The sequence below is a fragment of the Reyranella sp. genome, assembly GCF_050185545.1.
GTDB lineage: Bacteria > Pseudomonadota > Alphaproteobacteria > Reyranellales > Reyranellaceae > Reyranella.
The window spans coordinates 1-12,360 of sequence record NZ_JBFWZI010000001.1; the positions used below are offsets into that span (position 1 = coordinate 1).

The following is a 12,360-nucleotide window of genomic DNA, read 5'->3' on the forward strand; positions in this document are numbered from 1 at the left end:
GTTCGGCGGAAGCCATTTCGCGAGCGCATCCGCTTCGAGGAAGGCGCGATAGACCTTCTCCGGGCTGGTTGCCAGAACGCGGTGTAGACGAACTGTATTTGGCATGCTGACGATCCTGTGAATTGCCGTTTGATGTCCAAAGGACGAACGAGCCCGCGCCAATCCGACACGGGCCTTCCAGATTCTTCAAGCTTTCGGCTGGCGGGCCCGGCTGCTCGATGCCGGATGCCGCCCATGAGTGCCTGGCAACGACGCGATCAAGGCGTATGTAGAGCGCCATGCCCCAATTCGCCAAAGTGTTTCGCTCCGGCAATTCACAGGCTGTCCGTCTGCCGAGGGACGTCCGCTTCAACGCCGTAGGGGTCGAGGTTTGGCGCGAGGGCGATGCGGTGATCCTGCCACCTCGCCGGGGCGTTTCGACTCGCTGGGCTTCCTTGCGCGCAGCCGTGGACCGAGGGTTCAGCGCGGACTTCATGGCCGAAGGCCGGCGGCCGCCCGCTGACCAGAGCCGACCCGAGCCGGCTGAAGCGCCTGGGCGCTCGACACCAATGCGGTCATCACCCTGGTGACGCGCAGATCAGGCGCCTTGCTGCAATGAAGCCGGGGTCGCTGGCCATCTCCTCCATAGTCGCCCACGAGCTCTATTTTGGGCGGTATCGCAGCCAGAGAACCGAGTCCGCCTCGAGACGCTGCGTCTGCACTTTGGCGACCTCGTCATTCTCGATCTCGATCGGGAGGATGCCCGTACAGCCGGCGGGATAAGAGCCACGCTCGCGCGTCAGGGCACTCCGGTCGGGCCCTATGACGTGCTGCTCGCCGGACAGGCAAGCGCGCGTGGACTTGTTCTCGTCACCAACAGTTTCTCCGAGTTCCACCGCGTCGATGGGCTCAAGATGGAAGATTGGACACAACCCTAGAAGGGTTGCGCGGCCGAGCGTCAGCACTGTGCCAGCACCGCCGCGCTTCCCGCGCGTCCGGCCATCGTCCTTCGTGACCTTCCGCGTAGTGTCTCATTGCAGATCAGCCATCTCGTACAGCGGCCGGATCTCGATCTCGCTGGGTCCCGGCATGGGATTGGGGCAGCGCTTCACCCAGGCGATCGCTTCGTCCATGTCCTTGACGTCCCACAGCCAGAACCCGGCGACCAGCTCGCGGGTCGCGGCGAACGGCCCGTCGATGACCGTCCGGCGGGGACCGTCGAAGGCGATGCGCTTGCCCTGCGAGGAAGGTTTCAGGCCGTCACCCATGCGCAGGATGCCGGCCTTGACAAGCTCCTCGTTGAACCTGCCCATCGCCTCGAGCATCGCGCGCGTCTCGGGCGTAGCGACAAAGCCCTTCTCGCTGTCCTCGGTCGCGTTCACGAGCACCATCACACGCATCGTCCCTCTCCTTGGCTCTTGCCGGCCTCATTGGCCTGTCATCGGAACGACGAACCGGGTCGTCCGATGCCGACATCGCCCTGAAAATTCTTGCAGGTTGATCGATTTTGCATGGAAGCAGGACGCTGTCTGTTGTTCAGTTCAGTCATCCTGAGTGCAGCGAAGGATCTCATCGCCAGAAGTTTCCGCGCACACTAGTGGCTAACGGCGATGATGTCCTTCGCTGTGCTCAGGACGGCGGCAAGACTCAATAGCGATCCAGGACCATACGGCCATGCCAGTCATCGACGTTCAGGTTCATCCCTTCGATCGCAATCATCCCGGCCGGCCGTGGGCCAGTCCCTCGCACGGCCTCCTCTCCGCCACGGGCGAGGAGATGATCGCGGCGATGGACAGCGTCGGCGTCGACGGCGCGATCATGGTGTCGTCGTTCAGCGCATACGAATACGATCCGAGCTACGCGCTCGAGGTCTACGACAAGTATCCAGACAAGTTCCGCGTCGTGACGCCGGTCGACGCAACCGATCCGGCGATCGACGATGTGGTGGCGCGCTGGAAGACGACACCGGGCGCGCGCGGTATCCGCATCCGCATGCGCGAGGGCCTGCCGATGGACGCCGACCATCCCGGGTTGCACCGCGCGTTCGCCGCCGCCGCCAGGCACGAGCTGCCGGTCAACCTGCTGTGCTGGGGCATCCTGGACAAGGGCCTGCCGCACGTCCGGCGGCATCCCGATACAGTGATCGTGATCGACCATCTCGGCCTGCTACAACCCATGCGCCCGCCGGTTCCCGCCGACGTCTGGGCCGATCTGCCGAAGCTGCTCGACCTGGCCCAATACCGAAACGTGCGAGTGAAGATCAGCGGCGCCTGCACGATGTCGCACCAGCCGTTCCCCTACTACGATATCTGGGAGCCGGTACTGCGGGTCATCGATACGTTCGGGCTGGATCGCTGCATGTGGGGCACCGACTGGACTCGCACGATCGGCATGCTGACCTACGAGCAGGGCGTAGCGCCGTTCCGCGAGACCAAACGCCTATCCGACAGCGACAAGGCGGCGCTCATGGGCGGAACCCTGCAGAAAGTCTACAAGTGGTAACGCGGACCCGGGCGTCGGGCGCCGCTCATTGCCGGGAGCGCGCCACTCCGATGGCGCTCTTCTGGTTGACACCCCCCGAGCGCCGTCGGAGTGACGCGCTCCCGGCAATGAACACTCGTAACGGGGAGAGGAACAGATGAATCGTCTCGCGGGCAAGGTTGCGGTGATCACCGGCGCGGGCTCAGGGATCGGCCGGGCAGCGGCCAGGCTGTTTGTCGCCGAGGGCGCCAAGGTCGTCGTGGCGGAGATCGACAAGACGCTGGGCGAGGCGAGCGCGCGCGAGGCCGGCGCCGGCACCCGCTTCGTGGCGACCGACGTGACCGACGAGGAAAGCGTCAAGCAGATGGTGCAGCAGGCCAAACAGGCTTTCGGCCACGTCGACGTGCTGCTGAACTGCGCCGGCGGCTCGCTGCGCGAGGACCGGCCGGTGACCGAGGTCGATCCCTCGGTGTGGGATCACACCATCAACCTCGACCTGAAGGGGCCGTTCCTGTGCTGCCGGCATGTCATCCCGCTGATGGTCGAACAGGGCAAGGGCAGTATCGTCAACTTCTCGTCGGTGGTGGCCTTGCGCGGCAACCATATCGCCCATGTCTATGTGATGGCCAAGGGCGGTCTGATCTCCTTCACCAAGGCCCTGGCCGGCGCCTATTCACCCAAGGGTATCCGCGTCAACGCCATCTGCCCCGGCGTCGTGCTGACCGAGCGGGTCAGGAGCCGTTTCACCGGCGGCAACCAGATCCGCTTCGGCGGCATCGATGACATTGCCGCGCAATACCCGTTCGCTGTCGGTCAGCCGGAGGACATCGCCAACGTCGCCCTGTTCCTCGCCTCCGACGAATCGCGCATGGTGAACGGCGCGGCCATCCCGGCCGAAGGCGGGTTCTCCGCGTACTAAACCCGCTGTCAACCCGAGCGAAGGACCAGGCTCATGCTCTTCCGGACCGCGAGCGTCTCGCTCGCTCAGGGACATGAGCGAGCGAGACGCTCGCGGTCCACAAGAGCATGAGCCTCGATCGCCCTACTGCGCCGTCATGCCTCCATCGATCACCAGCTCGGAGCCGGTGATCCAGGAGGCTTCGTCGGATGCCAGGAACAGCACGCCATTGGCGATGTCCTCGGCGGTGCCGAGCCGCCCCATCGGCGTGCGATCGATCAACGCCTGTCGCACCGCCGGATCGCTGAAGCGCTTGTCGGTGAGCGGGGTATCGGCATAGCCCGGATGCACCGAGTTGATGCGGATGTTCTCCTTCGCATACTGCAGCGCCGCCGACTTGGTGAAGATCGTTATGGCGCCCTTGGCGGCCGAATAGGCCGGCGAGGTCGGGCTGCCGACGATGCCCATGACCGAGGACGTGTTGATGATCGATCCGCCGCCGCCCTTGCGCATGGCGGGGATGGCAGTCCGTGTGCCGAGGAAAACCCCCTTGGCATGCACGCCGAGCTCGCGTTCCCAGACCTCCACCGTGATGTCCTCGACCTTGCCGGGAACGGCGACCCCGGCATTGTTGAACAGGATGTCGAGCCGTCCGTGCGCCGCCATCACTGCGTCCACCACCCGGGCCCAGTCCTGCTCCGACGTCACGTCGAGGTGCAGGTAGCGCGCGTCATGCCCGCCGGCGCGCAGCGAAGCGGCGGCGCGCTCGCCCAGCTCGTCGCGGATATCGGTCAGCACCACCTTCGCGCCCTCGCGCACGAACAGATGCGCCGCCGCGCCGCCGAATCCCATCAGCTCGCCCTTGATCGCCGCCGCCGCGCCAGTCAGCAACGCCACCTTCCCGCGCAATCGCATCCTGTTCCTCCTGTTTCACCGTTGATCGCCGGCAGGATGCGCCAATCTGCGAGCGGGCTCCATGGCTGCCATCGGCTTGGCGGAGGCCAAGGCACATCTGGGCGAGCTTGTCGATCGGGTGCGGCGGGGGAATCGATCGACATCACCCGGCGCGGCAAGCCGGTTGCCCGGCTCACAGGCGTGGCTGGACCGCGCAAGCGGATCGACGCGGCCCTGCTCCAGTCCCTGACGGCGACCATGCCGCTGGCCCAGAGCACCGCCGATCTGGTGCGGTCGATGCGGGACAGCGATCGCTACTGAGCGCCATCGGAGTGGCGCGCTCCCAGCGAACACAAGCACCCGTCTCACGGCACCGGAACACCGATCGACTTCAGCCGCGCGTGCGCTCGACCGGCGCGCGCCTTGAGGCCGTCGAGATAGGTGCTGACATCGGTGCCGGGCAGGTTCAGCACTTTGCACCCGAGCTTCCAGTACTCCTCGATCTGCGCCTCGGTTTCCGCCGACCCGCGGGCAAGCTTGCCGTGCGCCTTGCACGCATCCGCGATCCGCCGCACGGCGGCCTTGAATGTCGGGTGTTCGAGCTGGAGATGGACGCCCAGGCGCGCACTGAGGTCGGAGTGGCCATAGGCGATCATGTCGATGCCCTCCACGGCCGCGATCGCCTCGACCGTCTCCAGGCCCTCGAGCGATTCGATCGACACGCAGACGATGATGTTGGCATTGGCCCACGGCGCATACTCCGAGGCGTGACGGCCGCCATAGCTTCGGTATCCGGTGTGCATGCCCTGCCCCGAGATGCCGCGATTGCCCACGGGCGGATATTTCGCCTCCCGCACGATCGCGCGCGCCTCCTCGACACTGTCCACCTCCGAAACCTGGATGCCCATGATCCCCTGGTCGAGGATCGCCGGGATCAGATGCGTGAAGGATTTGTGGATGCGCACGATCGCGGAGACGTTGGTGGCCTGGAACCATCCGGCGAGATCGGCGATCGCTTCGAGATCGAAAGCGCCATGCTCGTGGTCGATCATGCAGTAGTCGAAACCCGCGGCCTCGATGATCCACGGCACTCCGCGCGACGCGAACTCCTTGAGCCCGGTCCCCAGCGCGGCCCGCCCCTCGCGAACCGCCCGCCATATGCTGTTGTCTTTCATGGATCGTACGAGGCTCCTCTCGCGAAGCACGGCCGGCATGACAGCAGGCGCCGGATCCCGTCGACGAAGGGTTAGCTCGCCGCAAACGAGGCGAAGCACTTGTCCGACTGGAAGATGTAAGTCTCCACCCAGTCATCGATCACCGGCTTGCGGTCGAACTCCGCCATGGCGCCGGCCAGGACCATCCAGTTGAGCAGCTCATGATGGCCCGCGCGCTCGATCTGCTCGAGGCTGCGATTGCGCCAGGCGTCCCAGTCGGCGCGCCTGAGCGCCGCCAGCATTTCGCGGTCGGCGGCATGATCGGGGATCACCCAGCCTCCGACCGGCGACAGGAAGCAGTGCGACCAGCTGGAGGACGCCATCAGCACGACGCGATAGGGGCTGGCCTGGATGGCCCGGGCCAGGGCCGCGCCGACCGACATGCAGAGCGCGGGGGTCGGTGCCGGCGGATCGGGCAGGCCGGGCTCGGGATCGGTTTTGAACAGGTGCGCGGTCGCGCCCGCCGAGCGCATGACCATGCTGCCATAGCAGTTCACGTGGAACGGCACGACGGGATGCGGAAAGCCGCGGCGGTCGCAGTCGAGAAACAGGAGCGTATTGGTGAAGGCGTGGCCCAGCCCTGCCAGATGCAGCGGCTTGTAGGCGTAGGGCATCGCCACGCCGGCCCGCAGCAGGCCCGTGGCGAGCTGCTTGGCGCCATCGCGGTGGCCGTGGATGCGCATGGTCCAGTCGCCGGGCTCGCCCCAGCCGTTGGCCCTCGGCTCAGCACCGTTCTTCCACGGCTGCAGGTCGAAGTCGTCGTCGAGACCGTAGATGCAGAACGGCGGAATGATGTCCTCGCGGAAGTTCTCGTACTGGTCGTCGCCGATCAGCACGATGAAGTCCGGCGCAAAGTCGTCGATCATCTTCCGCTGCTTGCGGAAGTTCGCCCACATTCGCTCGCGGTAGCGTTCGATCGAGCCACGACCTTCGTCGTTGCCCATCTCGGCAAGCATCTCGCTGGGCCAGTTGGCGCGGTCCTTGTATTTCGGATCGATGTTGGGCGCCGACAGGATATGGTGGAAAAATCCGAGCATGCGCTCGGGCGGTGCGCAGAGCGACGGATAGTGCGTCGCCCCCAATCCGAGGATCTCGCCCATGGCCTCACCTCCAACGGTCAGCTTGTCGGCCCCATGCTACCAGCAGGGCGATCAATAGATAGCCAGATGTTCCGCGCTCGCCTGTCCGGGAGGCGCCGTGCTAAGGCCATGCAAGCTGACTGGCGCAATCGGAATGCGGCACGCCAATCGAACCAGAGGCCCCTGTTGAAGCTCGGCATTGTCTCCGACCTGCACTGCAACATCGACGGCCTCGATCGGGCGCTGGAGACCATGGGCCCGATCGACGCGCTGCTGTGTCTCGGTGACAGCATCTACGAGTTCAGCTTCTCCAACGCGGTGATCGGCCGGCTGCGCGAGCGGGACGCGCTCACCATCCTGGGCAACCACGAGGAGATCTTCCTCGGCGCGGCCGGCGAGCGGGCGCGCTCCCGGCCGGACATCGACCGTCCCTTGCTCGATTGGCTTGCCGGGCAGCCGCATCGGCGCGAGCTGCGGATCGGCGGCAGGCGTATCCTGATGGTGCACTCGACGCCCTGGGAGCCGCGTGGCAGCTATGTCATGCCCACCAGCTCCGAGCTGCAACGCTTCGGCGAGGCCGACGCCGACATCGTGCTCTACGGCCACACCCACCAGCAGGTCGTCCGTCGGGTCGGCCGGGTGCTGGTGATCAATCCCGGATCGGCCGGTGAAGCGCGCGACCCGCGCAATGGCCGGCAACTGAGCTGCGCCGTGCTCGACACCGTGACGGAGGAGGTCGTCGTGCGCGATTACCCGGCGCTGCCCATCGGTCGACAGTCCGAGCGCGGATGAACAATCGAAGTGCTGACCGGACGACCCGCACACGGGGCCTTCAATCGACCAGCGGTCGAGGCTCCTTGTCGCCGGAAGCGATCTATTCGGCGGCGAGATTGGGCGTCGGCTCGAGCGGCAGGCCGGGGTGACCGGTCAGGCGCTCGCCTTCTCGCGACATCGCTCGGGCCTGCCTTTTCAACGCCGGCAGAACCTCCCTGATCTTCCCCTCGTCGAGGTCGGCGGCGATGCCGGGGTAGCCGGCATGCTCGATCATCGCCTTGAGCTTGCCGGTCTCGAACTGCTCGAGAGTCCAGGCCAGCGGATCCTCGACCAGGGTGCGGTCCCAGTAGGTCCGGTGGTTCTTGTTGCGCGGGCCGTAGTGATAGTGCGCGCCATTCCAGAAGTGATCGAAGGCCAGGAGCTCGGTCTCTTCCGAATACTTCTTGCCGGGTGTCCCGCCGATATCGGCGAGCACATGGATGGCGAGCCCGCCGTCGCCCATCGGCAGTCGCCGCATCTCCAGACCGAAGCGGATGTTGCCGGCCTCGAAGATGTGGGTGCCGCGGTTGTGCTTGACGGTGTTGCGCCCGGTGGCATGGAGCGCGCGGGCACAGGCTTCGACCTCCGGCAATACCTTGCGCAGGGCGGCAGTCTCGACAGTCCTGGCGATCGCGGGATAGCCGGCTCGCTCGAGCATTTTCGGCAGCTTCGCGCCCAGTGTCCTGATCGTCCAGCCGATCGGGTTGCCGCAAGCGATCGGATCCATCCGATAGAAGTTGGGCAACGGTGCACCGCCCAGCATCTCCGGCCCGGCCACCGCCAGCTCCGTATTGTCCGGCCCGTAGACATAGCTCTTCTCGATATCGAAGCAGTTGAACCGCAACAGCGTGGTATCGCGGCCGGCGACCGGCGCCTTGACCGAGATCGCGACACCCTGGTCGGCGTGGTCCTGGATATTGCCGTCCCACAGCTCGTGCCGAACGACGATGGTCAACGGCCCGACCGTGAAGGTCCCTTGTGTCGCGCGCGTCATGATCTCGAGATGCTCCTGCGATGGGAGGGAGAGGAATTCCGGAGGGCGACAAGAGTCGCTTGCGAAATCGCGGCAATCGAAACCCCGCACACTTCCTGCGGCTTTGATCTGGATCAACGACATGGCCGTCGGGAGCCGGCCTGCTCGTGCGCGATCACTCCGCGCAGGAAGGGAACGAGCGATGAGCTTTCGGCCGAAATATCTCGCCCACGTGAACGTCTATGTGCGCGACGTCGAACGCTCGCATGCGTGGTACGCCGACCTGCTCGGCCTTCACACTTACGACTATCGCCCCGGCAGGGCTGCCTTCATGTCGGCTGACGAGGACCAATCTCACGAGCTTGCGCTGATGCAGGTCGGGGCCGACGCGCCACTCCAAGGGCAGGGCCAGGTCGGGCTCAATCACATGGCCTGGCGTGTCGAAACCCTCGACGACCTGAAGGAATTCTACGGACGCCTGAAGGACAAGGGCGTGCCGATCGGAACTGTCGTCGACCACGGGATCTCGCTCGGCATCTACTTTCGCGATCCCGACGGCAACGGTATCGAGGTCTATTACGAGCTGCCCCGCGCACAGTGGCCACGACAGGAGCGGCTCTTCGCTGCGGACATGGTTGGCCGAGGATTGTTCCCCGGCCCGTGGGACGCGGTGGTCGTGTCGCGCCTGGGCGCCGCGGCCGGTGGTGTGCAAGCTGATCGCCAGGGACGGCGGAGCCAACTCCCGCTGTAGTCCCTTCACACACGGCGCGGCCTGATCTACCGGGTGGGTGGCGCAGGTGGCCACAGGGCCGCCTCCCGATTGTCGGGTTGGTGTCGTTGAACCTGCTCAGGCACACATCTCCCTTCGGGTCACCCGTCGCCCGATTGATCCCTGCACCTCGTTGATGATCCGGCTCGCCACTCGCCCAGAAGGCGTGGTCGACCCTCACCAAAGGAACCACCAATCATCCGCCATCGGTTCGGCGGACAACTACAGCCGGGAACGCTTGGCGCTCAAGCTGTCAGGAAGTATTGACTCGCGGTGGGCCTACGAAGAGGTCTTATGCTGATAAACAGGCATAAAAGCACATTCCAATGAAAATTCGAGCAATGAAGTTCGGCACTCTGGTCTTGTTTCTTGCGCTCGTTCTGGGTGGCGGCCTTATCATTGGCTTCGCGACTGCACCCGGTGCATGGTATGCAACGCTAAGCAAGCCGCCTTTCAATCCCCCCAGCTGGATCTTTGCCCCGGTCTGGACCGCGCTCTACATCATGATCGCGATCGCCGGATGGCGGGTTTGGCGAGAGGGCAGCAATCGGGCGCCAATGAATCTATGGTGGGCGCAGCTGGCTCTAAACTTCGTTTGGTCGCCTGTCTTTTTCCTCGGCCATAGTATTGATATCGCGCTTGGCGTAAGCGTGCTGCTCCTGACTACGATCATTGGCTTCATCATGGTAACTTGGCGACAGGATAAAATCGCATCACTCCTATTCGCGCCCTACGCCGCCTGGGTGGCGTTCGCTTCGGTTCTGAACGGCGCGATCTGGCTATTGAACTAACAGGAGGCGAGATGCGCCGCCGCATCGTCATCGTCAACGACAAGATGCAGAAAGATTATCGCTACGTGTTGTCTGCGCCGGCCGGCCGCGATTTCGACCCGCAGTTCCGGCCCGATTTGATGCCCAAGCAGATGCTCGAACTCGGCGTGTTCTGCGGGAAATACCTCACCGATTGTCGTGACGAATTTCCTGCGAGCTGGTTCGCGCGCGCGAAGCTCTCGCCTTCGGGCCGCGACTGCTCCTTGAACTATTTCGGCGTGGATGCCAGCCAGCCCCTGTCGGAATGGCAAAGAAAGGGCTGGATCCATCCGGACGATCCACGGGGCTGGTTCCAGTGGTACTGTCGGTACTACAGGGGCCGGCGCCTGCCCGAGGAGGACGCGCGCCAGATTGCCCGCTGGAAGGCGATCAGGCGACACGTCTCGCAAATCAGGAAGCATTGCCAACCGGGCGACCTGGCCTGCCGGCCGCGCCAGCGCCAAGCTCTGTTGCACTGGGCCTACGACAGCCGGATAATTTAGAAGTCAAGCCGCCATCATCTTGCGCTGTTTGTCCGTTTCTTCGACTTGGGCGTGGCTTCGACCCACCATGGATCGCGCCCCCCGTCGCCGTACGTCGCGCGCAATGTCTCCAGGAACGCCTTCACCTTCGGCGCGAGGAAGCGGCGGTGCGGGTAGATGGCATAGACTCCGAGCTCAGGGAGAACCTTCCAATCGGGCAAGACAAGCTCCAGCCTGCCTGCGATCAGCTCCGGATGGGCGACGAAGCTGGGTGCGACGACCAAGCCGGCACCGGCGGCCGAAGCGATCGACAGCGCGGCCCCAGAATTGCTCGTCATGAATGCTTCGAGCCTCACGCGCACGGATTTCCCGTCACGCTCGAAAATCCACTCGTCCCGTGGGCGCGGCTCGAGGAACACCAGGCCGCGGTGCTGCCTCAGGTCCTCCGGTCTGCGGGGCCGGCCGAATCTGCGAAAGTAGGCCGGCGCGGCAAAAATCCCGACCCGGGCCAGCGCAATCGGCCGCGCGACGTAGCGGCCGTCGAGAGAAGCGGCAACCCGGACGGCAACATCTATCCCCTCCTCTACGAGGTCGACGGGCCGATTGGATAATAGAAGTTCCACCTTGACGCCGGGGTACTCGCGCAATAATTGCGCGATCGTCCCGGCTATCTGGTTGCCAAGATCGACCGGACCCGCGACACGCAAGAGACCCTTTGGCTCCTTCGACAGCTCGCTGATTGCCGTGTCGGCGTCCTCGAACGCGTTGAGGCATTCGAGGCAACGCTCCAGGTACATTTGCCCGGCTTCCGTGAGGCTGACGCGGCGCGTCGTGCGATCGAACAGGCGCACCCCGATGCGCGATTCCAATGAAGCTACGTGCTTGGTCACCGTGGCCGGCGACATCCGCAGGTCCCGGCTGGCGGCCGCGAAGCCGGAACGCTGAGCGACCCGCACGAAGACCTTCATGCTCTGCAGCGTGTCCATACAGCCATTTAACCATTTCCGCTCGAGAAACAATCCATTTCGATGACGGCGTATTCACGGAACGGCGCGGCCCTGTAACCTGTCGACATGGAACACGGAATTCCCCCGGTGCAGTGGAGGGCCTCATGAATCTGCCCAGCTACGCAATGAAGCAGGCCAGCTTTCCAGAGATGTACGAACGGCATCTTGTCGGTCGACTTTTCCAGCCCTGGGCCGAGATGACGGTCGAGGAGATCAAGCTATCTTCAGGCGATCGCGTCCTCGACATCGCTTGCGGGACCGGAATCGTAGCGCGGGTTGCAAAGGAGCGACTCGGTGACCACGCCTGCGTCGTCGGCGTCGACCTCAGCCCGGACATGCTCGCGGTTGCGCGCGCCGTGGCGCCGGGCATCGACTGGCGCGAAGGAAGCGCCGGTGCCTTGCCTCTCCGTGAGGAAGAGCGGTTCGACGCCGTTGTCTGTCAGCAAGGACTACAGTTCTTCCCCGACAAGCCCGCGGCTGCGGCGCAGATGAGACGGGCGTTGGTGCACGGTGGCAAGCTTGCGGTGGCAACCTGGCGCTCCGATGAGGAGGTTCCGTTCTTTCGTGAGTTGCGGCGCGTGGCCGAGCGCCACCTGGGCAGCATCGCGGATCAGCGCCACAGCTTTGGTGAACCTGTTCTGCTCGAGGCACTCCTACGCGATACCGGTTTCCACGAGGTACGGTCCAAGATCGTGTCACGCACTATACGCTTCGAGGATGGCGCATCGTTCGTGCGCATGAACTCGATGGCACTCGTGGGCATGAGCGCCGCCGCCAAGGCAATGCACGATGAGGAGCGCAAGTGCGTCCTAGAAACAATCGTGCGCGAGAGCGAACCGGTACTTCGATCCTACAGCGATACCTCCGGACTTGCCTTCCAGCTCAGCACCAATCTGGCAACAGCAAGAGGCTGAACGACTCCGCTTGGTGACTGGTGCCGGTGCGAGAGATCTGACTCCGGG

14 protein-coding genes and 3 pseudogenes are annotated in these 12,360 nt (G+C 64.6%); 10 read left to right on the forward strand and 7 right to left on the reverse strand.

Annotated elements, in window-relative coordinates; all coding sequences use genetic code 11:
* Positions 1-105: pseudogene (locus tag AB7O82_RS00005) on the reverse strand (toxin); the annotation flags it as partial.
* 173 nt (positions 106-278) lie between these two features.
* On the opposite strand from AB7O82_RS00005, the gene AB7O82_RS00010 reads away from it, so the two are divergent.
* A complete protein-coding gene (locus AB7O82_RS00010; protein ID WP_428546208.1) occupies positions 279-569 on the forward strand; it encodes an antitoxin in 291 nt (96 codons plus the stop codon).
* Positions 557-917, forward strand: a pseudogene (locus AB7O82_RS00015) (PIN domain-containing protein). Before AB7O82_RS00010 ends, AB7O82_RS00015 begins: the two are co-directional and overlap by 13 nt.
* Positions 918-1,010: 93 nt before the next feature.
* On the opposite strand, the gene AB7O82_RS00020 reads toward AB7O82_RS00015, so the two are convergent.
* On the reverse strand, positions 1,011-1,379 hold the full coding sequence (locus AB7O82_RS00020) for a YciI family protein (RefSeq protein WP_428546205.1): 369 nt from the start codon (positions 1,377-1,379) through the stop codon (positions 1,011-1,013).
* 274 nt (positions 1,380-1,653) lie between these two features.
* Between AB7O82_RS00020 and AB7O82_RS00025 the strand changes: the two genes are divergently transcribed.
* Positions 1,654-2,481: an amidohydrolase family protein gene (locus AB7O82_RS00025; protein WP_428546202.1), complete on the forward strand. Its 828-nt coding sequence runs from the start codon at positions 1,654-1,656 to the stop codon at positions 2,479-2,481.
* 136 nt (positions 2,482-2,617) lie between these two features.
* Positions 2,618-3,379 carry an SDR family NAD(P)-dependent oxidoreductase gene (locus tag AB7O82_RS00030; RefSeq protein WP_428546199.1) on the forward strand — a complete coding sequence of 254 codons (762 nt, stop codon included), beginning with the start codon at positions 2,618-2,620 and terminating at the stop codon, positions 3,377-3,379.
* Between the two features lie 123 nt (positions 3,380-3,502).
* On the opposite strand, the gene AB7O82_RS00035 is transcribed toward AB7O82_RS00030, so the two are convergent.
* Positions 3,503-4,273: an SDR family NAD(P)-dependent oxidoreductase gene (locus AB7O82_RS00035; RefSeq protein ID WP_428552722.1), complete on the reverse strand. Its 771-nt coding sequence runs from the start codon at positions 4,271-4,273 to the stop codon at positions 3,503-3,505.
* Positions 4,274-4,334: 61 nt separating this feature from the next.
* Here AB7O82_RS00035 and AB7O82_RS00040 point away from each other — a divergent pair.
* A pseudogene (locus AB7O82_RS00040) lies at positions 4,335-4,573 on the forward strand (type II toxin-antitoxin system Phd/YefM family antitoxin).
* 44 nt (positions 4,574-4,617) lie between these two features.
* Here the strand turns inward: AB7O82_RS00040 and AB7O82_RS00045 are convergent.
* Both AB7O82_RS00045 and AB7O82_RS00050 read right to left on the reverse strand, forming a co-directional pair.
* Complete coding sequence (locus AB7O82_RS00045; RefSeq protein ID WP_428552719.1) at positions 4,618-5,427, reverse strand: HpcH/HpaI aldolase family protein; 810 nt, start codon at positions 5,425-5,427, stop codon at positions 4,618-4,620.
* A gap of 71 nt (positions 5,428-5,498) precedes the next feature.
* Entirely contained in the window at positions 5,499-6,566 is a 1,068-nt protein-coding gene (locus AB7O82_RS00050) for a hypothetical protein (RefSeq protein WP_428552716.1), read from the reverse strand.
* Positions 6,567-6,731: 165 nt separating this feature from the next.
* Here AB7O82_RS00050 and AB7O82_RS00055 point away from each other — a divergent pair, with 165 nt between their 5' ends.
* Positions 6,732-7,337 carry a metallophosphoesterase family protein gene (locus AB7O82_RS00055; RefSeq protein WP_428552713.1) on the forward strand — a complete coding sequence of 202 codons (606 nt, stop codon included), beginning with the start codon at positions 6,732-6,734 and terminating at the stop codon, positions 7,335-7,337.
* 82 nt (positions 7,338-7,419) lie between these two features.
* Here the strand turns inward: AB7O82_RS00055 and AB7O82_RS00060 are convergent, their stop codons facing one another.
* The gene (locus AB7O82_RS00060; RefSeq protein WP_428552710.1) at positions 7,420-8,352 is read right to left on the reverse strand and encodes a DUF7700 domain-containing protein; all 933 of its coding nucleotides are present in this window, start codon (positions 8,350-8,352) and stop codon (positions 7,420-7,422) included.
* Positions 8,353-8,533: 181 nt separating this feature from the next.
* Here AB7O82_RS00060 and AB7O82_RS00065 point away from each other — a divergent pair, with 181 nt between their 5' ends.
* The 3 genes from AB7O82_RS00065 to AB7O82_RS00075 all read left to right on the forward strand — a co-directional run bounded on the left by AB7O82_RS00065 (position 8,534) and on the right by AB7O82_RS00075 (position 10,412).
* Positions 8,534-9,082, forward strand: coding sequence for a VOC family protein (locus AB7O82_RS00065; protein ID WP_428552708.1), 549 nt, complete (start codon positions 8,534-8,536; stop codon positions 9,080-9,082).
* 344 nt (positions 9,083-9,426) lie between these two features.
* Positions 9,427-9,891 (forward strand): TspO/MBR family protein, encoded by a 465-nt coding sequence (locus AB7O82_RS00070; RefSeq protein ID WP_428552705.1) that lies wholly within the window; start codon positions 9,427-9,429, stop codon positions 9,889-9,891.
* A gap of 11 nt (positions 9,892-9,902) precedes the next feature.
* Positions 9,903-10,412 (forward strand): hypothetical protein, encoded by a 510-nt coding sequence (locus AB7O82_RS00075; RefSeq protein WP_428552702.1) that lies wholly within the window; start codon positions 9,903-9,905, stop codon positions 10,410-10,412.
* A gap of 14 nt (positions 10,413-10,426) precedes the next feature.
* Here the strand turns inward: AB7O82_RS00075 and AB7O82_RS00080 are convergent, their stop codons facing one another.
* Positions 10,427-11,377 (reverse strand): LysR substrate-binding domain-containing protein, encoded by a 951-nt coding sequence (locus AB7O82_RS00080; protein WP_428552699.1) that lies wholly within the window; start codon positions 11,375-11,377, stop codon positions 10,427-10,429.
* 125 nt (positions 11,378-11,502) lie between these two features.
* Here AB7O82_RS00080 and AB7O82_RS00085 point away from each other — a divergent pair, with 125 nt between their 5' ends.
* Positions 11,503-12,312 (forward strand): class I SAM-dependent methyltransferase, encoded by an 810-nt coding sequence (locus AB7O82_RS00085; RefSeq protein ID WP_428618312.1) that lies wholly within the window; start codon positions 11,503-11,505, stop codon positions 12,310-12,312.
* Positions 12,313-12,360 lie beyond the last annotated feature (48 nt).

Coding starts and splice junctions, on each gene's coding strand:
- AB7O82_RS00025 (WP_428546202.1), top strand. CDS start 1,654: ATGCCAGTCATCGACGTTCAGGTTCATCCCTTCGATCGCAATCATCCC.
- AB7O82_RS00010 (WP_428546208.1), top strand. CDS start 279: ATGCCCCAATTCGCCAAAGTGTTTCGCTCCGGCAATTCACAGGCTGTC.
- AB7O82_RS00080 (WP_428552699.1), bottom strand. CDS start 11,377: ATGGACACGCTGCAGAGCATGAAGGTCTTCGTGCGGGTCGCTCAGCGT.
- AB7O82_RS00045 (WP_428552719.1), bottom strand. CDS start 5,427: ATGAAAGACAACAGCATATGGCGGGCGGTTCGCGAGGGGCGGGCCGCG.
- AB7O82_RS00070 (WP_428552705.1), top strand. CDS start 9,427: ATGAAAATTCGAGCAATGAAGTTCGGCACTCTGGTCTTGTTTCTTGCG.
- AB7O82_RS00030 (WP_428546199.1), top strand. CDS start 2,618: ATGAATCGTCTCGCGGGCAAGGTTGCGGTGATCACCGGCGCGGGCTCA.
- AB7O82_RS00065 (WP_428552708.1), top strand. CDS start 8,534: ATGAGCTTTCGGCCGAAATATCTCGCCCACGTGAACGTCTATGTGCGC.
- AB7O82_RS00020 (WP_428546205.1), bottom strand. CDS start 1,379: ATGCGTGTGATGGTGCTCGTGAACGCGACCGAGGACAGCGAGAAGGGC.
- AB7O82_RS00035 (WP_428552722.1), bottom strand. CDS start 4,273: ATGCGATTGCGCGGGAAGGTGGCGTTGCTGACTGGCGCGGCGGCGGCG.
- AB7O82_RS00085 (WP_428618312.1), top strand. CDS start 11,503: ATGAATCTGCCCAGCTACGCAATGAAGCAGGCCAGCTTTCCAGAGATG.
- AB7O82_RS00075 (WP_428552702.1), top strand. CDS start 9,903: ATGCGCCGCCGCATCGTCATCGTCAACGACAAGATGCAGAAAGATTAT.
- AB7O82_RS00060 (WP_428552710.1), bottom strand. CDS start 8,352: ATGACGCGCGCGACACAAGGGACCTTCACGGTCGGGCCGTTGACCATC.
- AB7O82_RS00050 (WP_428552716.1), bottom strand. CDS start 6,566: ATGGGCGAGATCCTCGGATTGGGGGCGACGCACTATCCGTCGCTCTGC.